The organism is Vibrio sp. RW, from assembly GCF_027587105.1.
Lineage (GTDB): Bacteria > Pseudomonadota > Gammaproteobacteria > Enterobacterales > Vibrionaceae > Vibrio > Vibrio toranzoniae.
Genome location: NZ_JAPPTM010000038.1, coordinates 1 through 20,740, shown reverse-complemented (window position 1 = coordinate 20,740; position 20,740 = coordinate 1). Strand labels below are relative to the sequence as shown.

The 20,740-nt window shown below is 46.0% G+C and carries 28 protein-coding genes and 1 pseudogene; all 29 read right to left on the bottom strand.

Annotated elements, in window-relative coordinates; all coding sequences use genetic code 11:
* Window positions 1-708: 708 nt before the first annotated feature.
* Window positions 709-879 carry a hypothetical protein gene (locus OCT63_RS19825; RefSeq protein ID WP_269984425.1) on the bottom strand — a complete coding sequence of 57 codons (171 nt, stop codon included), beginning with the start codon at window positions 877-879 and terminating at the stop codon, window positions 709-711.
* Window positions 880-1,528: 649 nt separating this feature from the next.
* Complete coding sequence (locus tag OCT63_RS19820) at window positions 1,529-2,023, bottom strand: hypothetical protein (protein WP_269984424.1); 495 nt, start codon at window positions 2,021-2,023, stop codon at window positions 1,529-1,531.
* A complete protein-coding gene (locus OCT63_RS19815) occupies window positions 2,020-2,559 on the bottom strand; it encodes a hypothetical protein (protein ID WP_269984423.1) in 540 nt (179 codons plus the stop codon). The genes OCT63_RS19820 and OCT63_RS19815 overlap by 4 nt, the downstream gene beginning before the upstream one ends.
* A 613-nt stretch (window positions 2,560-3,172) precedes the next feature.
* Window positions 3,173-3,490: a hypothetical protein gene (locus OCT63_RS19810; protein ID WP_269984422.1), complete on the bottom strand. Its 318-nt coding sequence runs from the start codon at window positions 3,488-3,490 to the stop codon at window positions 3,173-3,175.
* Entirely contained in the window at window positions 3,487-3,855 is a 369-nt protein-coding gene (locus OCT63_RS19805; protein ID WP_269984421.1) for a hypothetical protein, read from the bottom strand. The genes OCT63_RS19810 and OCT63_RS19805 overlap by 4 nt, the downstream gene beginning before the upstream one ends.
* Before the next feature lie 674 nt (window positions 3,856-4,529).
* Window positions 4,530-4,712, bottom strand: a complete 183-nt coding sequence (locus OCT63_RS19800; RefSeq protein WP_269984420.1) for a hypothetical protein — start codon at window positions 4,710-4,712, stop codon at window positions 4,530-4,532.
* Window positions 4,713-4,743: 31 nt separating this feature from the next.
* Window positions 4,744-4,995: a hypothetical protein gene (locus OCT63_RS19795; protein WP_269984419.1), complete on the bottom strand. Its 252-nt coding sequence runs from the start codon at window positions 4,993-4,995 to the stop codon at window positions 4,744-4,746.
* A 12-nt stretch (window positions 4,996-5,007) separates the two neighbouring features.
* Window positions 5,008-5,811 carry a hypothetical protein gene (locus OCT63_RS19790; protein ID WP_269984418.1) on the bottom strand — a complete coding sequence of 268 codons (804 nt, stop codon included), beginning with the start codon at window positions 5,809-5,811 and terminating at the stop codon, window positions 5,008-5,010.
* Window positions 5,812-5,823: 12 nt separating this feature from the next.
* On the bottom strand, window positions 5,824-6,357 hold the full coding sequence (locus OCT63_RS19785) for a hypothetical protein (RefSeq protein ID WP_269984417.1): 534 nt from the start codon (window positions 6,355-6,357) through the stop codon (window positions 5,824-5,826).
* Between the two features lie 216 nt (window positions 6,358-6,573).
* The gene (locus tag OCT63_RS19780; protein ID WP_269984416.1) at window positions 6,574-6,759 is read right to left on the bottom strand and encodes a hypothetical protein; all 186 of its coding nucleotides are present in this window, start codon (window positions 6,757-6,759) and stop codon (window positions 6,574-6,576) included.
* A gap of 221 nt (window positions 6,760-6,980) precedes the next feature.
* Complete coding sequence (locus OCT63_RS19775; protein WP_269984415.1) at window positions 6,981-7,397, bottom strand: hypothetical protein; 417 nt, start codon at window positions 7,395-7,397, stop codon at window positions 6,981-6,983.
* Window positions 7,398-7,408: 11 nt separating this feature from the next.
* Window positions 7,409-7,690, bottom strand: a complete 282-nt coding sequence (locus OCT63_RS19770; protein ID WP_269984414.1) for a hypothetical protein — start codon at window positions 7,688-7,690, stop codon at window positions 7,409-7,411.
* Window positions 7,684-8,055 (bottom strand): hypothetical protein, encoded by a 372-nt coding sequence (locus OCT63_RS19765; RefSeq protein WP_269984413.1) that lies wholly within the window; start codon window positions 8,053-8,055, stop codon window positions 7,684-7,686. Before OCT63_RS19765 ends, OCT63_RS19770 begins: the two co-directional genes overlap by 7 nt.
* Window positions 8,056-8,064: 9 nt before the next feature.
* Window positions 8,065-8,241 (bottom strand): hypothetical protein, encoded by a 177-nt coding sequence (locus tag OCT63_RS19760; protein ID WP_269984412.1) that lies wholly within the window; start codon window positions 8,239-8,241, stop codon window positions 8,065-8,067.
* 581 nt (window positions 8,242-8,822) lie between these two features.
* On the bottom strand, window positions 8,823-9,902 hold the full coding sequence (locus OCT63_RS19755) for a hypothetical protein (protein ID WP_269984411.1): 1,080 nt from the start codon (window positions 9,900-9,902) through the stop codon (window positions 8,823-8,825).
* The gene (locus tag OCT63_RS19750) at window positions 9,902-10,228 is read right to left on the bottom strand and encodes a hypothetical protein (protein WP_269984410.1); all 327 of its coding nucleotides are present in this window, start codon (window positions 10,226-10,228) and stop codon (window positions 9,902-9,904) included. Before OCT63_RS19750 ends, OCT63_RS19755 begins: the two co-directional genes overlap by 1 nt.
* A gap of 92 nt (window positions 10,229-10,320) precedes the next feature.
* Window positions 10,321-11,151, bottom strand: coding sequence for a hypothetical protein (locus OCT63_RS19745; protein ID WP_269984409.1), 831 nt, complete (start codon window positions 11,149-11,151; stop codon window positions 10,321-10,323).
* 114 nt (window positions 11,152-11,265) lie between these two features.
* Window positions 11,266-11,685: pseudogene (locus tag OCT63_RS19740) on the bottom strand (single-stranded DNA-binding protein); the annotation flags it as partial.
* Between the two features lie 71 nt (window positions 11,686-11,756).
* Entirely contained in the window at window positions 11,757-12,515 is a 759-nt protein-coding gene (locus tag OCT63_RS19735) for a hypothetical protein (protein ID WP_269984408.1), read from the bottom strand.
* Between the two features lie 610 nt (window positions 12,516-13,125).
* Complete coding sequence (locus OCT63_RS19730) at window positions 13,126-14,199, bottom strand: hypothetical protein (RefSeq protein WP_269984407.1); 1,074 nt, start codon at window positions 14,197-14,199, stop codon at window positions 13,126-13,128.
* Between the two features lie 582 nt (window positions 14,200-14,781).
* A complete protein-coding gene (locus OCT63_RS19725) occupies window positions 14,782-14,964 on the bottom strand; it encodes a hypothetical protein (protein WP_269984406.1) in 183 nt (60 codons plus the stop codon).
* On the bottom strand, window positions 14,964-15,341 hold the full coding sequence (locus OCT63_RS19720; RefSeq protein ID WP_269984405.1) for a hypothetical protein: 378 nt from the start codon (window positions 15,339-15,341) through the stop codon (window positions 14,964-14,966). The genes OCT63_RS19725 and OCT63_RS19720 overlap by 1 nt, the downstream gene beginning before the upstream one ends.
* Window positions 15,342-15,359: 18 nt before the next feature.
* Window positions 15,360-15,758: a hypothetical protein gene (locus OCT63_RS19715; protein WP_269984404.1), complete on the bottom strand. Its 399-nt coding sequence runs from the start codon at window positions 15,756-15,758 to the stop codon at window positions 15,360-15,362.
* Window position 15,759: 1 nt separating this feature from the next.
* A complete protein-coding gene (locus OCT63_RS19710; protein ID WP_269984403.1) occupies window positions 15,760-16,005 on the bottom strand; it encodes a hypothetical protein in 246 nt (81 codons plus the stop codon).
* A 563-nt stretch (window positions 16,006-16,568) separates the two neighbouring features.
* Complete coding sequence (locus tag OCT63_RS19705) at window positions 16,569-16,772, bottom strand: hypothetical protein (protein WP_269984402.1); 204 nt, start codon at window positions 16,770-16,772, stop codon at window positions 16,569-16,571.
* A 77-nt stretch (window positions 16,773-16,849) separates the two neighbouring features.
* Window positions 16,850-18,082, bottom strand: coding sequence for a DNA cytosine methyltransferase (locus tag OCT63_RS19700; protein ID WP_269984401.1), 1,233 nt, complete (start codon window positions 18,080-18,082; stop codon window positions 16,850-16,852).
* A 25-nt stretch (window positions 18,083-18,107) separates the two neighbouring features.
* Window positions 18,108-18,995, bottom strand: a complete 888-nt coding sequence (locus tag OCT63_RS19695; RefSeq protein WP_269984400.1) for a hypothetical protein — start codon at window positions 18,993-18,995, stop codon at window positions 18,108-18,110.
* 62 nt (window positions 18,996-19,057) lie between these two features.
* Window positions 19,058-19,363, bottom strand: a complete 306-nt coding sequence (locus tag OCT63_RS19690; RefSeq protein ID WP_269984399.1) for a hypothetical protein — start codon at window positions 19,361-19,363, stop codon at window positions 19,058-19,060.
* 565 nt (window positions 19,364-19,928) lie between these two features.
* Window positions 19,929-20,552, bottom strand: coding sequence for a hypothetical protein (locus OCT63_RS19685; RefSeq protein ID WP_269984398.1), 624 nt, complete (start codon window positions 20,550-20,552; stop codon window positions 19,929-19,931).
* Window positions 20,553-20,740: the final 188 nt, after the last annotated feature.

Sequence of the window (20,740 nt, the reverse complement as noted above, 5' to 3'; positions counted from 1 at the left end):
AGTATAGCAAAATAACAATTTATTACCATAAACTAGCATTAACTTTATCTAGTTATAGTTGTTGACTTTGGCGCGGACAAAGGTGACACAATAGGGCTCTAAAGAGGGCCGCTCTTAGCTTTCCCAAGGCGAAGCCGTCTCGTGGGAAGCGTTGAAAAGCTCTTAGCTTGGCGAAGCCAATTCCTCTTGGCCACCAGCTGCTCTGCCCTACCCGTGACAATGCGCTTTATCGTTGGCACTGGTATGGCGGATGGTGGACAAACAGCCTTGAGCAAACAAATTTTTTTCCAATGGGGAGCTCTGCTAAGCCCGTGACAACCGTCTTTTTGGTTGGCGCGAGGATTAGCACCCCATTGGCATCTTCAAGCGAGGTACGAGCATCTAGAGCCCTTCGTGAGGAACGAACGGTAGTGCTCTGCAAAGGTAAAGCATGGGAGGGTGGGCCTCGGTATGCTTAGGAAATGCAATGGCCTGATAACGGAGAGTCGTTGGCGTGGTGCCCAACGAAAAAAGCCCCTCGTGAGAGGGGCCGATGCTGGGCTGGGGACAGCGTTTTATCTTTGAACTTCTTTTGATAGCCTGGCATGTGCTGTACCCGTCACACACATGCGTTAACATTTTTTCGACCGAGTAGGCGGTCATGCTTGTAGTTCTCTACTAAGCAAGCTTTCACCATTTTACAAGTGATTGTGCTCGGGTGCTTCGTAATTAGTACTCTGTTGAGCCATTACAAGTAATATCCACGCCCATTTGTTCCTGCTCTTCTTTCGTGTAATTACTTTTAACGTAATCCTTTGCTTCTTTGTATGTAGGAAAGGTTTCTACCTCTGTCTCATTGTACAAACCTGCATTTTCTAACACTTCGAATTGATCACTCATACTGACTTACCCCCCAAAAAGGTGTTTCTATGAATCTTTGATACGTGCCCCAAGCACTTGATATGTTGGTAAACCAAAGTTTTCCAACTGTTTTAAGTATAGCAAAATAAGGAATAATTACCATAAACTAGCATCAGTTTTTTCTAATTATAGTTGTTGACTTCGGCGCGGACAAAGGTGACACAATAGGGCTCGAAAGAGGGTTGCTCTTAGCTTTCCCAAGGCGAAGCCGTCTCGTGGGAAGCGTTGAAAAGCCCTTAGCTTGGCGAAGCCAATTCCTCTTGGCCACCAGCTGCTCTGCCCTACCCGTGACAATGCGCTTTATCGTTGGCACTGGTATGGCGGATGGTGGACAAACAGCCTTGAGCTAACAAATTCTTTTCCAATGGGGAGCTCTGCTAAGCCCGTGACAACGTCTTTTTGGTTGGCGCGAGGATTAGCACCCCATTGGCTTCATTTGGCGAGGCACGAGCATATAGAGCCCTTCGTGAGGAACGAACGGTAGTGCTCTGCAAAGGTAAAGCATGGGAGGGTGGGCCTCGGTATGCTTAGGAAATGCAATGGCCTGATAACGGAGAGTCGTTGGCGTGGTGCCCAACGAAAAAAGCCCCTCGTGAGAGGGGCCGATGCTGGGTTGGGGGTCAGCGTGTTATCTTTGGATTTCTTTCAGGAACCTGGCGGGTGCCGTCCCCGTCACTTTGCGGCTTGGTACATAGCCGTTATGGATGTGCTTTCGAAATTGTTGGCGAAGCATAGAGGTGTATGCGTTCATTTCAGACCATGAGCGCATCAGTAAATGATCTTTATTCAATGCCGACACAGTTACCTGCATAGTGTCACTCGCGATCAGTTCTTTGTGCTTTATGTACTCGGCTTCAAGCTCTTCACGAGATAGTTCACAAGCGTAGAACTGAAGTACGCGAGTGATATCGACAACTTCAGCAACGCCCTTTTTTGCTTCGTGCTTGCTTATCATTGTTTGTTTGCCGTCGAGGCAAAGGTGAAAATAGTAGTCAACGATGCGGTCACCGTAACCGTCATCCCAACCGTTGGCAGCTGTGCGACCATATAGGCGGTCATGCTTGTAGTGCTCTACTATGTAGGCTTTCACCATGTCGAGTGTGATTGTGCGCGGATATTTCATGATTCGTTTCCTCTGTGAGCGCTCAGTCCCTCTTTATCAATTGGTATAAAGTCAATCATCGACTCAGGAAGAGAATCGAGTTCAGGCGTCTCAATATCGATTTTGCAATCGTTGATATGCTTTTTCACGCCATTGATAAACCACCCTCGTTGATACATGAAAGTCGCCAAAGTACGCACATCATATTCTCCGAGATCGTTGTAAATGAAGCTCTCACCGTCTCCTGTCATAGCGGTCAGTTTGCATTTGCCTGACTCCATAGTGCAGATCGCTAACATATGCTCTTGAAGGTAAAGATTGAGTGGCTTCATATCCGCGCCATTTTCCAACAGCCAAGCAAGTAGGTGATCATCGCTGTATTGGATGCTTCCGATGGTACCTGCAAATACAACCTTTGAACGGTATGGTTTAATGCTGTACTCAAGGTGTACCGTGATGCCTTCCTCTTGAGCGACAATTGACGCAGAGGTCACTTTGTTGTTCACAAAGTCAGTCAATACAGAAGAAGAAAATGAAATATTCGTTAAGTGTTTCATACATGCCCCCAAGCATTTTAAATAGTGTTCAGCTCAATGCCTCCCAACAGTTATAAGTATACCAAACCACCTATTAATTACCATAAACTAGCATTGAATATACTTAAATAAATCTGTTGACTTTGGCCGGGACAAAGGGGACACAATAGGGCTCGAAAGAGGGTCGCTCTTAGCTTTCCCAAGGCGAAGCCGTCTCGGGGGAAGCGTTGAAATGCTTTTAAGCGAAGGCGAAGCCGCTCAACCTCTTGGCCACCAGCCATTCTGCACTTCCCTGTGACAATGCGCTCTATCGTTGGCATTGGGAATGCGGCTGGTGGACAAACAGCCTTGAGCTAACAAATTTTTTTCCAATGGGGATCTCTGCTAAGCCCGTGACAACCGTCTCTTTGGTTGGCGCGAGGCTTTGCACCCCATTGGCTTCATTTCGCGAGGCACGAGCATCTAGAGCCCTTCGTGAGGCACGAACGGTAGTGCTCTGCAAAGGTAAAGCATGGGAGGGTGGGCCTCGGTATGCTTAGGAAATGCAATGGCCTGATAATGGAGAGTCACAGGTCGTCAACCTGGGAGCTAAAAAAAAGCCCCTCTAGGAGGGGCAAAATGGCTAGGTTAACCGTTACCAATCATGCTCAATTTTTCTTAGTTCGATGCGAGCACTTTGTGTGAACTGGTGGATGTTGTCATCAGTGGTACAATCCCGAGGGTTAACTGGTACCTCATCAGTAAGGTAATTCCTTGAGTACATTTTGCGCCCCATGAAAGAAGCAGTAAGCGCACATTTATGTTTGCCTCCTTCTCGGCCTAGGGCTACGACTGAAACCGACATCCCTTTAATAAATACGCTGCGATATTGGACAGTTTCCATTCCTGCAATAGCAAACATAGAAGGCGCGACCGCGATGACAACAAGTACCATGAATACATTTACTTTCATGCTGCCACCTCTTCTAGATCAGTGATTGTTAGATCTGTGGCTTTTGGGTCAATGCCTTCTAGACCAATGTAATCAAGCAGCGCTTCAAGGTTTTGAAAACGAAGAGAATCCCAATGACGGATCACGATGCCATCAGTTTTCCCTGCGCGTACTGCTTCTACTAACTCTGGAAAAGCTTCAGCGTGAGGCTTTGGCAGTACAAGTTCAAACAGCTCAATGCCGTCACCGTCAGCAATGGCAAAATTGCCAAACTGTCCAGCTTCATTAATTGAAAGAGAAACAAACAGCAGATCGACTGTTTTTTTCGGACCACCGATAATGTGGCCAATTTGAATGTTTTTTACATTCTGAAGAGTTATTTTCATACATACCCCCAAGCACTTGAAATGTTGGTAACCCACTGTTTCCCAACTGTTTTAATTATAGCAAACACCCTATAAATTACCATAAACTAGCATAAATTAATTGCAATTAAAGTGATTGACTTTGGCACGGACAAAGGAGGCACAATAGGGCTCGAAAGAGGGTCGCTCTTAGCTTGCTCCAGGCGTAGCCGTCTCGGGAGTAAGCGTTGAAAAGCTCTTAGCTTGGCGAAGCCAATTCCTTTCGGCCACCAGCGATTCTGCACTTCACTGTGACAATGCGCTCCACCGTTGGCACTGGGAATGCAGCTGGTGGACAAACAGCCTTGAGCTAACGAATTCTTTTCCAATGGGGAAATCTGCTAAGCCCGTGACAACCGTTTTTTTTTGGTTGGCGCAAGGCTTTGCACCCCATTGGCTTCATTTGGCGAGGTACGAGCATCCTGAGCCCTTCGTGAGGCACGAACGTTAGGGATCGCAAAGGTAAAGCATGGGAGGGTGGGCCTCGGTATGCTTAGGAAATGCAATGGCCTGATAACTGGAGAGTCTGGGCACCCAAACGAAAGAAGCCCCTCAAAGAGAGGGGCTGGGTGCTGGGTTGGGGGTCAGCATTGTATTTGTGAAATCAGCTTACCGGATACGCCTTACCAAGGCGTATCAAGAAAGCTATCTCACCTTTAGCATTCAACTTCAACTGTGCCGAGGCTATCAATTTCAATCTTTGCAGTGCTGTGACCCGAAGCATTAACTGCCCCTATCAGGTTGCGAGCTGCGAGATCAACACATTCCTTTTCTGATAAACCGAGCTCTTGGCATCCTCGGATAAAATCCATCACGATTTTTTGCTTTGCTGCATCCATATCAACTTAGTTCCTTAATCAAATCGTTGTGCTATTCATTTACAAACTGAGCGCTCTTGATTGTCCAACTGCCTGAGAACCCTTCGCGCTCCACAAACTCCCCGCCATCTAATTCCTTGGCATATCGATTTAGGGCGTCATAGATACAGCTTTGATCGTCCGCTTCTGACTTACTCAGGTGTCCATTATCAATAAGGTCCTGAAGGGTGATCACACCCGTGTATTCAAGCTCGGTTTCCATCGTCGCCTTTACACGAATTCGTAATGATTCGTTTAAGTTCATGACAGCCCTCTCCTAAGCTACTTTTGAAATAGGTTCGATTCGTTTGATCACGTCACGAATGGCGTCATGACGCATCTCGTTTGGGAAATCTCCACCTTCCCATGTCGGTTTCATCAGGTCGATGTAATCAGGGTGCCCCTGTGCCTGCATCGCTCGAATGCTTTGGTAAGCCATTAGTGCTTGCACGTCCTGCTCTGTCATTGGTGGTAACTTAGCCGCAATGGTTTCAAGCTTGGTCTTATAGCGCTCTTCTACACTTTGATTTTCATCGACTAGGTCAAGGTACTCAGCAGAAGAGGCGCGATTGAGCTGGGTGTGGTGGCCCCAAATCGCGAATATGTCGTTTCGAATAGCATGGACTTCAGAATGGAGCTGTCCCCATACTTGAGTCAGGTTTATAGTGCAGAGTTCATTAAGTGCTGCGGTAGTCTTGGCATGGTGACCCGACTCTAGCCATTCAATTTGTTGCTTCAGCTTCTCGGCAAGGGAAATGCAATCCCTTTGCGCTTCTTCATCAAGTGGCTTATGACCGACATAACCCGCACGTACTTTCGTAAGGTAGTGAGTGATGTCGGTAGCCTTTAACCCTTCCCCATGATCGTAATGAACAAAATCATCACGCATTACATAGTGTGAAGGTTTACCTATGTATGAGCTAGGCACGACACGAATTTTGGTTTCCTTTGTATCGCTGTCTTTGGCTTTCAATCGGTACACAGAAAACATCACTGTTTGGCCATTGAGCACAGTCAGAGTTTTGAATACTTGAAGGTGGTTTTTAGGCTCTAGGTCGAGCCCTTCGAACATGTTTGTCATTTGCCAAACTCCTTAGAATACCAGTGCGCCAGTTAAGCGTTCTTTGTGATTACCGTTATCAGACCAGTAACGGATATCTTTAAACTGAAGATTGTCGCGCTTAAGCATGCGATATTGTTCAGTGATGAACTCATCGCACTCTTGTAGAGTTTCAACCACCTTATGAATGATGTTGTTTTCATCGTTGTAAATGGCATAGTGGTGGTAATAAAGCGAGTTAGGGTATGCCTTATCTTCTTCCAGTACTACGCATGATGGTCTGTCTGCGATGCCTAGGCGCACGCGAATCACGTTGCCCTTTTCGTCATGATCGATCGGATATACAGGCATAAATTGGCTGTTTGCGATCGTGTACCCTTTCACGAACTCTGCCATAAAGCTGTTTGTGTACAGCTCATCTTGGAAGAACATGACCGCTTGCAGCTCTTCACAGTAAGCCGCGTCAATGTTCTTACTGGTTTCAGGACAAAACACTTTAACGTGTTTCATCGTTTGTCGACCGTTCAACGTGAACGTAAAAATGAGTTGCTTCAATGAATCTTTCATACATGCCCCCAAGCACTTAAAATGTTGGTAACCCAATGTTTTCCAACTGTTTTAATTATAGCAAAACCATAGACAATTACCATAAACTAGCATCAAGTAAATGCAATTAAAATGGTTGACTTTGGCCGGGACAAAGGAGGCATAATAGGGCTCGAAAGAGGGTTGCTCTTAGCTTGCTCCAGGCGAAGCCGTCTCGGGAGTAAGCGTAGAAAGCTTTTAGCTTGGCGCAGCCAAATCCTTCTGGCCACCAGCGGCTCTGCACTTCCCCGTGACAATGCGCTTCATCGTTGGCACTGGGAATGCGGCTGGTGGACAGTCAGCCTTGAGCAAACAGATTCTTTTCCAATGGGGGTCTGCTAAGCCCGTGACAACCGTCTTTTTGGTTGGCGCGAGGATTTGCACCCCATTGGCTTCATTTCGCGAGGTACGAGCACCCTGAGCCCTTCGTGAGGCACGAACGGTAGGGCTCGCAAAGGTAAAGTATGGGAGGGTGGGCCTCGGTATGCTTAGGAAATGCAATGGCCTGATAACTGGAGAGTAGTTGGCTTGGCGCCACAACGAAAAAAAGCCCCTCTTGGAGGGGCTAGGTGCTGGGTTGGGGGTCAGCATTGTATTTGGTTTGGTTACGCGAACAAGTCCTCATCGAGCGTGGTGCCCTGCCCTTCAATATCACTTAACGGTACCCATGGGGAGAGCAGTTTGAGGCACTCGTGATTACTGCTGTATGACGTATTACTGAATCGCATCTCGACGCCACTCGCGCCATTTGTGATCTCAATGTCAGCGGTTGAGAATGCCGGTAAAGTACTTCGCTCGGCTCGGGCAACGGCCTGGCTGATCACCTCTTCGCTTGAATCTATCAATCCAATAGCCTTTTTGCTTGTCCAGTAAATCCCATCAACGTGTGGGCTCTTAACCGTTAGCGACATATTCGCAGCGGCTTGGCCTGAACGTTTTAACTCCTTCTTGAGAGCGGGAGTGATCGGAATAATACACACATCAATCTCTTGGTTAGCTCTATTGTAATTATCAACGGACATAATCAAGCATCTCATTGTTGGGATACCTCTAAAGCAGTGGTGGTAAAAATCTCCAATACCGGGAGATGGCAGCCTCTTGTAATACCGGAAGTTTGCGAGCGATATTCAGCGGAGGTGAGCACATTGGTGCCCATTGTAGCGACTGCGGTACACATATGAGAGCTGTTTTTGATCTCAACGGAAAGACCTGATTGATATTCAATCACCATCGGCTGTGCGGTGGCGATTTGAATAGGTAAAATAGTACTAAGGAGCATTAAGCTCGCTATTCGGTGAATTCGGTGAACTAACATGCGATCACCTCTTCAGGATCCATAGTGCGAATACTTAGCTCGTCGTGCAGCTGATGCGGTTGGACGTCCATGGCACCGGCCACCTGTTCAAGGCTGTGAAAATAGAAAGTCTCCCAACCGCGTAAAATGATGTCTTCAGTACTTTGCTGAGCGCGCAGAGCATCCGAGAATTTCGCGAGCGCCTTATTTGCAACCACTTCGCAATGACCGACCATACCGGTTTCAGGGTGAACGATGGCACAGTTGGCGAAGGTGCCAGTAGGTAGGTCATCAATCACCATCAAGCGAATGTCGACGGTTTCCAGTTTGGTGCCTGTGATGTCAGCGAACTGCACGCTCGCCATGTTTTGAATAATTGTCTTCATAACAGCCCCTTACTTAAGCCCGACGTAGCGGTCAGCCGCTTCAATGGCACTATCTATATTGCTGACCTTGTTTGAAGAAAAGAAGTCAGCCATATCTTGATCACTAAATGCGACCAGAAACACAGTGTAACCAATATCTGATTGGTTACCTGCGTAATCTTTGAATTCTGAAACTAAGTTGTCCATAAGCGCCCCCAAGCACATTTTAAAACCAATGGAATCAGTAACCTTCCACCCTTTAATAATAGCAAATAACGCATTTTATTACCATAAACTAGCATCAATTAAATGCAATTGAATTGGTTGACTTTGGCCGGGACAAAGGAGGCACAATAGGGCTCGAAAGAGGGCCGCTCTTAGCTTTCCCAAGGCGAAGCCGTCTCGGGGGAAGCGTTGAAATGCTTTTAAGCGAAGGCGAAGCCAACTCCTTCTGGCCACCAGCGCCTCTGCACTTCCCCGTGACAATGCGCCCCACCGTTGGCACTGGGAATGCGGCTGGTGGACAGTCAGCCTTGAGCGAAACAAATCTTTTACAATGGGGAGTCCTGCTAAGCCCGTGACAACGTGTTTTTGGTTGGCGCGAGGCTTTGCACCCCATTGGCATCATTTCGCGAGGTACGAGCATCCTGAGCCCTTCGTGAGGCACGAACGTTAGGGATCTGCAAAGGTAACCGCATGGGAGGGTGGGCCTCGGAATGCGAAGGAAATGCCAATGGCCTTATAAGGGAGAGAACCCAGTTTGCCCGAATGGACAAACTGAGGTGGTATTAAGCAGCGTTGCTAACTGCCATGAGCTGGTGGAGGTCTAGAGCTGGGTAGCGGTTTTTCGGTTCAAATTTCAGGCTGTAGGTTGTGTCAGTGATTGTTGAAAATGTCACTAGACCATCAGTCTCTGAACAAGCCTTCGTATTTCGAGTTTGTGTGACCCAATCACTCAAGATATCGATAGGGTTTACCTCAACTCCCTTTCCGTCGAGGTGACCGCGTAACTCTGTATATTGGCCATTGGCAAGAGCACGTATAACCATCTTGCGACTCCAATGTTTTGGCGCTTTACTGAGTGGCTTAAATTGGTCTTCAATCGTATAGGGGTTAAATGACTTCAGCGCCTTAGTGGTCGTGTAAGTGATTTGAAGAGTCGCCCCATCGACATGACTATGAAAAACAGGTTCCTTAGCAGCAATATCACGGACAAACTTATGGTTGCAGATGTAGAACATCTCTTCACCATTGATCATCTTATTCGACTTAAGACAGTTAAACGTAAAGTTGAACAGTTTGCCCCAATGCCACCCCTTGGATACTTTACAACTGTGGAACTCTGGAGAGTAAAGGCGTTGAATGATGCTCGATACTAATCGGTCACTATTCACCATGCGCCCCCAATCCAACACTTTGATTGATATGGAGTCAACGGTTTCACTGCCAGGTACCCCACCGTTAGAAATATCTGAGATCTCAATTGACGATGAAGTGACTTTAAGTTTAAAGGTCTGTTTTACATATGCGTTCGAGCTGAATTGGAAATATGTGTCTTGCTCAAGATCATCAATTGCGGTCAGGGGCAAGACTTCAGACGTTAGATTAAAGCGAGTCTTGACGAGCGAACGAAGAGTTACCAGGTTAGGTAACGACAGTTCATTCAAATTGAGAAGGGTTTCATCTATCGAGAGCGAGCCACCAGCTTGTGAGTTTTTCATCAAAAGGTGGTAGGCTTCATTCAGTTTAGATACTTCAAGTTGACCTTCGAGCATACCCATTAGCGTGTTGATGTATGCGAACTTAATATCGTGAGAGAAACTCGGCCCTTGAATGCCGAGTACTGAGCGTGCTTTATCAATGTTCATTAAGATGCCTCCAATCTTGCCATGGTAGCAGTTGAGACATGTGAAAGACAGCGCTCGAATGTCAGATACATACTGAGGCGCTCACGGCGGTCAATCGCTTTAAACAAGCCAATACGTGAATATTTGAAGAAATCATTTTTGGTGATGGATTCTGGGCGGAAGATAAGGTTTTTCTTCTCCATTTCCGCTTTCATGCGTTTTACTTCTAGCTGTGCATCCGTCGCTGAGAAGTGATGTGTTGCCATGAGCTTATTACCAAAAAGCTCCCATACTTTGTTAGCAAAAGTCGTGCGTGCAAAACCAGTAAGAACGTTGGTCGTTTCCATAAAATCATGCCCCCAAGCATAGTAGTGATTTTAACTAATTAATATTATCCTATTATAGCACCTAATTGCATAAAATACCATAAACTAGCACCCTAATAAAACCCGTACCACCACGTATCGTTTGACGAACTACAACTTCGATCTGACGTATAATGTCCAAACCTTGGTATTTTAAGATAATTCGACATGGTCACACCGCTACCTGAAGAAAAGGCATAATATCCGAATGATTTCCTAGTGCAGACGATAGGTTGGCCAGGTTGGTGACCACCAGTAGCGAATTCCTTCAAAAAACGTAATACTATTGATGCAGGATCTACGACATAAACATTGCATGATGGGGTAACAGTCTCTAAGTTTGGAGCGTCAAAAGCATATATTCCTTTATCAGCAACAGCTTGGGTTACATCTTGTGAGCTTGAGTATGTCTCTAATTTTATTTTCGTTACAGCAGGCGTTTCACCTTCTAAATTATAGGTAACAATAAACTCTGCAAGTGAAGCGTTTGGCCAGAAATCACCATATGCATCCACAAAAAGATCTTCTCCGTAGTTAAAATTACCCATTTTTTTTCTCGCACTTGTTGGGCTAAAACATTCGTTTGACATGGGTACATCATCATATGATTTAAACCATGGAATTGCGCACCCACAGTTAATAGTGACTGCACTAGGATCTTCAGGCTCTGGCGCAACAGGCGGCGTAACATCAACTTCAGGTGCTGTTGGTGGTGTAAAGCTGCCCCCACCACCATCAACGAACTCCCCTGTTGAGTCGTCGAATCCAATCGCTGGAATACGGCCAACTTCGTGTTCTGGATTTGGTATGACTTGGTTGTAATCAGAAGCATTGTGAATTGGCCTAAAAGAGGCCACCGCAGTGAAGGAAATCGCTGCGGTCGTTATTACTATAAGTGGTTTCATTTTTATTTCCCTATATCATTTCTACCTAAAACACAATAGATCGATAAGGGTCAAAACTCAAGCGGTGTTACGCTGTTCTGTAACTCGTAAAATTTACTCATCGGGCACATCATACTGAGGTTGTCCCCAACCGCCTTGTTGTTGGCCGCCCATTCCACCTTGAGTAGGAGCCGCGCCTTGCTGGCGACCACCTAGCATTTGCATGACACCATTAAAGCCTTGAACCACCACTTCAGTTGTGTAACGGTCTTGACCGCTTTGATCTTGCCACTTACGTGTTTGCAATTGGCCTTCGACGTATACTTGAGAGCCCTTACGTAGATATTCACCTGCCACCTCGGCAAGCTTTCCAAATAGAGCCACGCGGTGCCATTCTGTTTTTTCGCGTTGCTCGCCAGTTGCTTTATCACGCCATGATTCAGAGGTTGCAATTGTCATGTTCGCAACTGCTCCACCATTGGGCATGTAACGCATCTCTACGTCATCGCCAAGGTTCCCCACCAAAATTACTTTGTTAACCCCACGAGAAGCCATACCATCACCTATGTCATTACTAATTTAAAAACCATTAGCATCAAACATTGATGCTAATGTTCGTCGTACTATTAACTTACTTGAGCTTCTTGGTCTTCGGATTCCGCATTGAATGGTTTGCCAATGTAATCGTCAAACGAAACATTCAATTGTTTATAGTGACCAAGCCACAGAATAAATTGTTCATCGACTTCAAATTCAGAAAGGCCGCGCTCTTGGCTAGTTTGCTTAACCTTTTTACTAAATTCATCGTAAGCATCGTTATCAGCGACATCAATTTGCATAGGGCAACCCATTCCATTGTTTGAAACATGCGCGATCAATTTGGCACGTTTTTTAGGAGCTACCTGCAAGTAAAGGGCTGCGCTAAATGCAGTAGTGTCATCCGACAGTTCTTTATTTAGTTTAAATTTCTTCACGCTATAGCGAGCCAATGTCTCTGGGGCTTCAATTATTGGCTTGTCTTCAATAGTGAGTTCATGGGCTGGCACTTGTGGATATGCATACTTCCCTTTAGAGTCTAAAACTGTTGCTTTACGTCCACCGCGAATAACGGTTCCAAACACCTTCTCTGTCCCAAAAATGAATGAAACATACTGCCCGTTGGAGACGGTCATCGTCGCTTTTGCGTGTCTCTCACGGAGTTGTGGTGGTGCAAGTTTGATATCGACCACACTGATCAATGGTGAATGTAGATTGACATCTTTGTACACACGAAAAGACTTTTTCTCTTCGCTCCAAAAAACAAGTTCACCTTTTTTTCCACCTTTTAATACTAGGCAGATTTGATTGTTGCATTTAACAACTGCGTTTTGTCCTTTATTATTCATATTGCCCCCAAGCAATTGATTTAATGTGTTAACCACCTTGATTAACTACTCATTAAAGTATACCAAAACCCCCACAAATTACCATAATTTAGCACTCAAAATATAAATTATTTTGCTTGCTTTTTGTCCGGACAAAGGGGACACAATAGGGCTCAAAAGAGGGTCGCTCTTAGCTTGCTCCAGGCGAAGCCGTCTCGGGAGGAAGCGTTAAAAGCTTTTAAGCGAAGGCGAAGCCGCTCAACCTCTTGGCCACCAGCCATTCTGCACTTCCCTGTGACAATGCGCTTTACCGTTGGCACTGGAAATGCGGCTGGTGGACAAACAGCCTTGAGCAAACAGATTCATTTCCAATGGGGAGCCCTGCTAAGCCCGTGACAACCGTCTTTTTGGGTTGGCGCGAGGCTTTGCGCCCCATTGGCTTCATTTCGCGAGGCACGAGCATATAGAGCCCTTCGTGAGGCACGAACGTTAGGGAACTGCAAAGGTAAAGCATGGGCGGGTGGGCCTCGGTATGCTTAGGAAATGCAATGGCCTGATAACTGGAGAGTCGTTGGGGTTCGCCCACAACGAAAAAGCCCCTCCTGGGAGGGGCTCGGTGCTTTGGGGAGCGTTAAGTAAATGAGCTGGTATCCAACTCTTTAAGAAATGGTAAGACGTCGCGATTAAACACAATTTCAGCGTTGGCCGTATGTGCACGCACCCAGGCATTATTTCGTGATGGCGAGAATTTAAAGGCAAATTTTCGCAGCTTACTGGTGATCTCTTTTGGTGGTCGACCGCCTAACCAGATTGCGATGCGGCCATCTGTTAGCCCGTAGGTAATACCGTTTTCAATCTCACCTTCCAAGCCGCCCGTTTCGCGGGTTTCTTCGACGCGTTTCGCTTCAATCAATCGACCCTCTAAGCGCTTAATCTTTGCAAGGCTGTTTTGTGTCGAGAAGCGTCCCCATGTTGCCTTAATCGGGTTCGGCTCCATATAAATACTGATTTGGTCTTCTGGGATGCCCTTATCAAGAAGTTTTTGTTTTAGCTCATCTTCTTGGTCTGTTGTGAGCGTATCAGACTCAGCCTTTTTATAGGCAGCAGGTACTAAACGGTTGGCGATTTTCATCCATTCATGAGCGAGTTTACAGCTGGCAATCTCTGCTTCTAGCGCTACCGATGGGTTAGAGCTCGACAGTTTGATGCATGAGCCGTCACCCTCGGGAAACAAGCGTTTCTTTGCGCCCTTCACGGCTTTTTCGCAGAACTCCATAATATTATCTACGGTGTCACGAGCGCGTTTGTTTTTGGCTTCTGAACGTCGAACGTTGAAGTTTGCCGGGCCTGTTACGTGCCAGCTCACACACTGCGATTCAGCGTGCAGATTTTCATCGGTCTTTTTCTTGAGCGCGTCTTTGAAATATTTCACTTGCTCAGCAATAGCAACTTCTGGGTCGCCTTCAATAGTTGTTTTTACCGACTTTTTCAGGGTTTCGGTTACCGCTGTGCGCAGCGTCTCTTCAAAATTATGAATACGGGCCGCGAAGTCTGCAATAAATGCGACAGCGCGGCTCTCTGGGTGTTGGCTCTGGCCATGAAATGCACGCTCCACTTCTGAAACGTCGTATGTACTCGCGTGCGCAGCAAGGTGTGGTTGGTCTTCTAGCCATTGGTCAAGCTTTTGTTGTGCTAAATTAATCATGTTTGCCCCCAAGCAAAGATTGTTTTCGGTTAAAGCGTTGTGCTTCTCAACTGTTTATATTATAGGTAATTTAACCATAAATTACCATAAACTAGCATAAATTAAATACAATTAAAGTTGTTGACTTTGGCACGGACAAAGGAGGCACAATAGGGCTCGAAAGAGGGTCGCTCTTAGCTTTCACAAGGCGAAGCCGTCTCGTGGGAAAGCGTTGAAATTCTTTCAGCTTGGCGAAGCCAAATCCTTTTGGGCGGCAGCGCCGACACTCTGTATGCCAATGCGCTTCTTCGTTGGCATTCTGAGTGCAGCTGATGACCAAGAAGCCTTGAGCGAAACAGATCCTTTTCCAATAGAATTCTGCAATGTGCCTGACAAGCGTCTTTTTGCTTGGCGGGTACATTGCCCTATTGGCTTCATATTGCGAGGTACGAGCATAGACCTCTGAACGAGGCACGAGTTGTGAGGTCAGCTAAGGTAAACGTGGGCGGGGTGGGCCTCGGCGTGAGTAGGAAGCGCAGCGTTCCTGATAAGGGAGAGAAAATTTTAGGTATGAACAACCAATGCTCATACCTAAAGCCTTCGTTATGCGATTTTATTCAAAGCAGCAGATAAGCACGGAACCAGGTCGCCGATCTCAATCCCGGCCTTTGATGCCAAGGTTTTTAGCTGCTCTTCTGTCATTCCATAGTTAGGATCGGATGATTGGACCATGAGCTGAAGCTGCTCGACTACGTCGTAGATGGTGTCATTAGTGAATGTTTTCATCAGTTAGCCACTCCTAATACATCACGTATTTGCGCCGCTTTCTTGGCTTCTCCATTTTTGACGCCTTTTTGATAGACTTCATGTTCATGTAAAAGTTGGTCTTCTAGCTTTTTACGCAGATCATCCTTAGACAATCCGTCCGCACCTTTAAGTTTGCAAAGATATTCTGAGCCATCCTCAATATCAGCTATATAGCGAATCTGAACATCATCTACTTCAATGTCAATCAAGTAGCCCTCACATACAATGTCGCTAAACTCGCTCTCATGTGTAATGGTTTTGTTTGCCACTTTGAAGTAGGTTGCATCGCCGATGAGTGAATCAATCTGTTTACGTAGTTTTTGAGATACGCTTACGTTTGTAAATATAGTAATCATGGGGTCCCCTTCAGTGTACTAGGCTGCTTTCAATGAACATTCAACAACCAAGAAAACGTCTTGTTTTCCTAGCTCTTGAATACACAATGATGCGGAGTGCTCGCAGGCATCAAAGATAAAAACTTCTGCCGCTGCAGTGATCAATTTGTTTTTGAATAGCTGGGCTTTGAGCAAACCTAGAATCTCGTTCTCAGCACGAAACCAGCCAATACCGTCAAAATCTGCGTCGTTGGCCGCTTCTAGCTCTTCATTGCTTAAACCTGTCACCTTACGGGCAATCTGATAATTCAAAGCAAAAGGCGAGATTGGGGTAAGCATAAGCTCTGCATCAAACTGAAAACTCATGACTAAATTCGACTCATTAACTGGTACGCACTGGCGACGGCACATACCGAAATCATCACAGTTGCGGCACATATTAGATGCCCTCCACGGGTAGTGTGAATTTTGACTCTTGCGTGGTTTTGGCAATGATAAAAAATAAACTCCAGTCATCACCTTGATTCTTTTTATGCTCCAAGATCTCCTTTGTCACATAGATAGCCGGGATTTTAGGGTGATTCATCACCACATCCCCAACAGATACCTGCTCAGCACTCGTAATTCGTTGAGCATTCGGGTACATCATAAGGATTTGCGTATTTGCCAGCTCTATAGCTCTCATAAAACACCTCATCGGCCTTTGGTATATAGTACAAATTATAGGCTATAAACCTTTAAAATACCATATATTAGCAGTTAATATAATCAAATAAATTCATTGACTTAGACACGGACAAAGGAGACACAATAGGGCTCGAAAGAGGGTCGCTCTTAGCTTTTTCAAGGCGAAGCCGTCTCGTGAGAAAGCGTTGAAAAGCTCTTCGCTTGGCGAAGCCAAATCATTCTGGCCACCAGCGTTTCTGCAGCTTCCTGTGACAATGCGCTCCATCGTTGGCACAGGAAGTGCGGCTGGTGGCCAGTCAGCCTTGAGCAAACAGATGTCTTTTCCAATGGGGAGCCCTGCTAAGCCCGTGACAACGTGTTTTTGGTTGGCGCGAGGCTTTGCACCCCATTGGCATCATTTCGCGAGGTACGAGCTGATAGAGCCCTTCGTGAGGCACGAGCGTTAGGGATACGCAAAGGTAATCGCATGGGAGGGTGGGCCTCGGAATGCGTAGGAAATGCAATGGCCTGATAACTGGAGATGATTTTGAGATATGAGCATGCCCATATCTCTTTAGCTTGCTACTGGTTTAGTCTTACCAACCAATCGCTGTGCTCATCTTTGACAAGTACACCTTGTTCAATGCCTGAATCCACCAATCGCTGTGCTTGATTGTAACCGAGTCCAATATGGCGCTGAATTCTTGAAACGCCAAACGACTGGTCTTGAAACTCAGGCGATGTTTTTAATGTTTCTAGATCTCTTTCTAGCATAGGGCAGCTCATTAAGTCCTTTCCTTCTGTCGTTATCCATTACACCCAATTACGTGGGTACCCCATTAATCGTGTCGCGAACTTCTTACTTAAGCCTCCCTCAGTGATACCGTATTCAGACCGAAACATTCCAGCAAATCCGCCCAAAGTTCCGGGTCTGTTGCTGCGACTTTTACCGCTGCAAAGATTATTGCCTTCTTTTTAAGGAGAGTGCTGAATAATATACCTTTTAGGTCCTTTCTATTGCGAGTAATGTCCACAATTGGATCCGGTTTTTGCGCGTAGTACACGCCATCAATAACCACGCCTTTTCTGCTCAGTTTCATGTCTTCTTGCAGCTCTGTTTCTGTCCCTTCAGGCATGAAACCAAACCCTACTTGTGGGTTCTCTTCGGCCTCGATAATTGACTTGAAAATCAACTCAGGGATCTTTGGTATGAGCCCATCACCCAGTGCATTGATTGCCAGGCTGCGCCATTGGATGCCTTTAGGATCTTTGTCTATCATATGACGTTGTACATAGTCACGGTTTATCTTGTCTTTCGTAGGGCAATGCCACTGCCAAGTCCCTTTCTGAATCTTCTGCGCGTATTGCGTTAAGTGAGTAAATACATCGGTACCATTTTGAGCAACCGCAGTATCCGGTCTACACGCAACAATGAACACTCTATGCCTCAGTTGTGGGTAACCAAGAGCGGCACCGCTGACAATTTGCCATTGGATATGTGAATACCCCATTTCAGATAGGTGATGAACTAAGAATGAGCCGCCCATCCCCGACCTTACAAAGTCTTCGCTGCACTCAGTCAGGACATAGCCAGGCTCTAAGGCTTCGCAGATACGCACCTCTTCAGTCACTAGACATGTATGTGCGCCATCCATTCCCTTACGTTGGAGATTGGCAGGACTACAATCACGGCAAGGGACTGAAAAGCTCATGATGTCCGGTGAATCGATCACCCCATCATAAAAATCTTCAAGCGATGCAAATTCAACGTCATAGTGCTCTGATGGAACTTGGTCATCATCGAAGGTTTTACTGTTACGCTTTGGTTGGCGCTTAGCTTGGCATGAGCTGATCAGAGTCGGCAAATTTTGGTTATCACTCTGTGCCAGTGAATCAAGCGAATAAGGGAGCTGTGACTCAGGAACGGCAAAGTAATTAATGTCGCCAAAATTTGGGACATTGTAATGTGTATCAAGGATATGCGATTTATACCCGTCATACTCAACATGCCCAATCACCGAAATCTGGTTGGGGAAGGCGTCACTGGCTATAGAAAACCCACCGACGCCGCTAAACACATCAATCATCTTAAGCATGATCTGACTCCCTACCACGTCTGAACTAAGCGGCTTGCTCTGTGGCGTCGTTTTCACCCAGCGCATGCTTGAGCTGTTCCGACACACTAATGACCTGTTCAAGAGAATCACAAGTCATCGAAATCGAGAAATTATGACCTTTGGCATGAATGAGATGCTCTGAATGCTCAATCACCATCATCAACACGTTTTGAAAGGCAGAATGAAAACGGTCAATTTTAAATTCAATCATGAAATTTGCATTATGGGCACGCGCTATTTTTATGCCGTGAACACCTTCATCATTGATGATGGGTACCGCCTGTTGAGGGATGTCGAAACGACGATACAAGGTGTCTGCACTTTCAATTAGGCTTCCAGGAAAGAGTGATTCAAGCTGTTTGAGCTCTGTCAAAATAGTACGTTGATTATAGGTATCCGTGTGCGACAGCGCTTTTTCATGGTCAAATTGGATCTTGGCTTCAGCAACTAAATGCTTTTGTATCTCAGTAATAACCATTTCTGGTTTCTTCCTGAGTAACCCATAACCCTTTTTGCCGATGTGCACCTCTCGTGCCACTGGATACGTGCGCTTGGTTACTAGGCTTTCAGATTGTTTAACGGCCACTTTGAACATGTTACGGTCGCGAATGGTAGTCCAACTGAATTGCAGCGTGCCGCCTTCGGGTAGCGTGACTTCGCTTTTGATCGATTGCCAATCCATCGATACAGCTTTGCCACCCACAACGAAAGCGAGCGCTTCAGCATAGCAGCGTACAAGAAGCGTAATGTTGGCTTCTTCTGTGCGGCCATGGCGGACACGTAATTGCTTTTCCATGAAATCCAGTACATGGTCCCAAGTTAAAAACGGTTGCTCAATCTGCTCTATAAGCAGCTCGCTTAAGCGAGCCATAATAAAATCTTTAACGTCCATGCTTGCCACCCTAAATATGCCTTTTCTAAATTAAATACCATGACAACACTTTCAGTCTAGTTTCAGTTTACACATGTTAAAGCTCGCTCTAAAAAACGTGCAAAATTTGCGCGATCACGAGCGATAAAGCTGCGAATGTCTGTTTGAAATTCTTCTTTCAGTGCATCGTATACAGCGGATAATACGTTGGCTGACCATTTATCGAGCATTAGAGGCTGTAGACCCAGCTCCTTTGACTGTGCTGTGAACTGTGGCTTAGAAAGAGACGGATTATTACCGACCAACTCATTTGGCCACACCAAACACACAGCAGTTTCATTTTTAACCACTGACTTAATAGCTTCAATTGAACAGAATACGTTTTCCATAATGCCCCCAAGCACATTTTCTGTTGGTAACCCTATGTTTCCCAACTGTTTTAAGTATAGCAAAACCCCAATAAATTACCATAAACTAGCACAAATTAAATGCAAGTAAATTGGTTGACTTTGCTGCGGACAAAGGCGACACAATAGGGCTCTAAAGAGGGTCGTCCTTAGCTTTCCCAAGGCGAAGCCGTCTCGTGGGAAAGCGTTGAAAAGATCTTGCTTGGCGAAGCCAATGCCTCTTGGCCACCAGCGGTTCTGCACTTCCCTGTGACAATGCGCTCCATCGTTGGCACCGGGAATGCTGCTGGTAGACAAACAGCCTTGAGCTAACGAATTCTCTTCCAATAGGGGCACTGCACAGCCGCGTGACAAGCGTCTTTTTGCTTGGCGCGTGGGTTTGCCCTATTGGCATCATTTTGCGAGGGACGAGCACCACACCTCTTAGTGAGGCACGAACTGTAGAGGTGGCGAAGGTAAAGCATGGGAGGGTGGGCCTCGGAATGCTTAGGAAATGCAATGGCCTGATAAGGGAGAGTCAGCACTTGCTCGGGGCAAGTGCTTTGGGTTAGATATCAATCGGATTGTGGCTACATACAACCATTCGAAATGCGCCTTTTGTCTTCAGCTCTACAACATGCGGGAAGACCTTCTTTGCCTCTTCTGAGAGTGCATTTTTCGGATAGCCGATTTGGTAGGTGCCCAATTTTGTCCTTACCCCGTCAAAACAAGGCTCTCCGACAATGCCGCGATCGGTATTAGAGCGAGCCGAGACAACGACGATCCCCTTCTCTTTAGAGCATAAACGGGCAAGCGTTTCCCATACTTGCGCTCTTGGTAGTGGGGGCAACGTGTTAGTGCAGTATCCGCAATACACTGTGTTGTAACTACAATTTAGGATATCGATATTGTTAGCGAATGTGTAATCATACTCTTGGCAGACACCGGTAATGGCTTTCAACGCTTCAGTGTCAAGGCTGACTTTTTCGCGACCTTTTGCGTAATTGAGCGTCGAGCCGCTTACTAGGTGTGAATACTGAGCAAGGAATTGTTTAAGCGGTGCTGATACGCTGCGTCGCGCAATCGACGTTTTCGCCGAGATTTCAAACTCTTTCTCAATCTCTTCCTGAGTTTGAAAATAATCGTTAACTGGTTCATTCGCTGGAATGAGTTTTAAAGCTGCATTTAACATACTGTTGCCCCCAAGCAATTTAGTTATTAAGTCACTGTTTTGTAACTCATTTAAGTATAGCAAAACCCAAAATAATTACCATAAACTAGCACAAATTATACACAATTAAATTGATTGACTTTGGCGCGAACAAAGGAGGCACAATAGGGCTCCAAAGAGGGTTGCTCTTAGCTTTCCCAAGGCGAAGC

What these genes read in the sequence shown, in the direction of transcription:
- OCT63_RS19790 (WP_269984418.1), bottom strand. Translation starts at nt 5,811, where the DNA reads ATGACAAACATGTTCGAAGGGCTCGACCTAGAGCCTAAAAACCACCTT.
- OCT63_RS19715 (WP_269984404.1), bottom strand. Translation starts at nt 15,758, where the DNA reads ATGTGCCGCAACTGTGATGATTTCGGTATGTGCCGTCGCCAGTGCGTA.
- OCT63_RS19690 (WP_269984399.1), bottom strand. Translation starts at nt 19,363, where the DNA reads ATGGAAAACGTATTCTGTTCAATTGAAGCTATTAAGTCAGTGGTTAAA.
- OCT63_RS19735 (WP_269984408.1), bottom strand. Translation starts at nt 12,515, where the DNA reads ATGAATAATAAAGGACAAAACGCAGTTGTTAAATGCAACAATCAAATC.
- OCT63_RS19695 (WP_269984400.1), bottom strand. Translation starts at nt 18,995, where the DNA reads ATGGACGTTAAAGATTTTATTATGGCTCGCTTAAGCGAGCTGCTTATA.
- OCT63_RS19750 (WP_269984410.1), bottom strand. Translation starts at nt 10,228, where the DNA reads ATGGAAACGACCAACGTTCTTACTGGTTTTGCACGCACGACTTTTGCT.
- OCT63_RS19705 (WP_269984402.1), bottom strand. Translation starts at nt 16,772, where the DNA reads ATGAGCTGCCCTATGCTAGAAAGAGATCTAGAAACATTAAAAACATCG.
- OCT63_RS19720 (WP_269984405.1), bottom strand. Translation starts at nt 15,341, where the DNA reads ATGATTACTATATTTACAAACGTAAGCGTATCTCAAAAACTACGTAAA.
- OCT63_RS19825 (WP_269984425.1), bottom strand. Translation starts at nt 879, where the DNA reads ATGAGTGATCAATTCGAAGTGTTAGAAAATGCAGGTTTGTACAATGAG.
- OCT63_RS19815 (WP_269984423.1), bottom strand. Translation starts at nt 2,559, where the DNA reads ATGAAACACTTAACGAATATTTCATTTTCTTCTTCTGTATTGACTGAC.
- OCT63_RS19820 (WP_269984424.1), bottom strand. Translation starts at nt 2,023, where the DNA reads ATGAAATATCCGCGCACAATCACACTCGACATGGTGAAAGCCTACATA.
- OCT63_RS19685 (WP_269984398.1), bottom strand. Translation starts at nt 20,552, where the DNA reads ATGTTAAATGCAGCTTTAAAACTCATTCCAGCGAATGAACCAGTTAAC.
- OCT63_RS19765 (WP_269984413.1), bottom strand. Translation starts at nt 8,055, where the DNA reads ATGAAGACAATTATTCAAAACATGGCGAGCGTGCAGTTCGCTGACATC.
- OCT63_RS19810 (WP_269984422.1), bottom strand. Translation starts at nt 3,490, where the DNA reads ATGAAAGTAAATGTATTCATGGTACTTGTTGTCATCGCGGTCGCGCCT.
- OCT63_RS19755 (WP_269984411.1), bottom strand. Translation starts at nt 9,902, where the DNA reads ATGAACATTGATAAAGCACGCTCAGTACTCGGCATTCAAGGGCCGAGT.
- OCT63_RS19805 (WP_269984421.1), bottom strand. Translation starts at nt 3,855, where the DNA reads ATGAAAATAACTCTTCAGAATGTAAAAAACATTCAAATTGGCCACATT.
- OCT63_RS19745 (WP_269984409.1), bottom strand. Translation starts at nt 11,151, where the DNA reads ATGAAACCACTTATAGTAATAACGACCGCAGCGATTTCCTTCACTGCG.
- OCT63_RS19710 (WP_269984403.1), bottom strand. Translation starts at nt 16,005, where the DNA reads ATGAGAGCTATAGAGCTGGCAAATACGCAAATCCTTATGATGTACCCG.
- OCT63_RS19730 (WP_269984407.1), bottom strand. Translation starts at nt 14,199, where the DNA reads ATGATTAATTTAGCACAACAAAAGCTTGACCAATGGCTAGAAGACCAA.
- OCT63_RS19725 (WP_269984406.1), bottom strand. Translation starts at nt 14,964, where the DNA reads ATGAAAACATTCACTAATGACACCATCTACGACGTAGTCGAGCAGCTT.
- OCT63_RS19760 (WP_269984412.1), bottom strand. Translation starts at nt 8,241, where the DNA reads ATGGACAACTTAGTTTCAGAATTCAAAGATTACGCAGGTAACCAATCA.
- OCT63_RS19800 (WP_269984420.1), bottom strand. Translation starts at nt 4,712, where the DNA reads ATGGATGCAGCAAAGCAAAAAATCGTGATGGATTTTATCCGAGGATGC.
- OCT63_RS19770 (WP_269984414.1), bottom strand. Translation starts at nt 7,690, where the DNA reads ATGTTAGTTCACCGAATTCACCGAATAGCGAGCTTAATGCTCCTTAGT.
- OCT63_RS19775 (WP_269984415.1), bottom strand. Translation starts at nt 7,397, where the DNA reads ATGTCCGTTGATAATTACAATAGAGCTAACCAAGAGATTGATGTGTGT.
- OCT63_RS19700 (WP_269984401.1), bottom strand. Translation starts at nt 18,082, where the DNA reads ATGCTTAAGATGATTGATGTGTTTAGCGGCGTCGGTGGGTTTTCTATA.
- OCT63_RS19785 (WP_269984417.1), bottom strand. Translation starts at nt 6,357, where the DNA reads ATGAAAGATTCATTGAAGCAACTCATTTTTACGTTCACGTTGAACGGT.
- OCT63_RS19795 (WP_269984419.1), bottom strand. Translation starts at nt 4,995, where the DNA reads ATGAACTTAAACGAATCATTACGAATTCGTGTAAAGGCGACGATGGAA.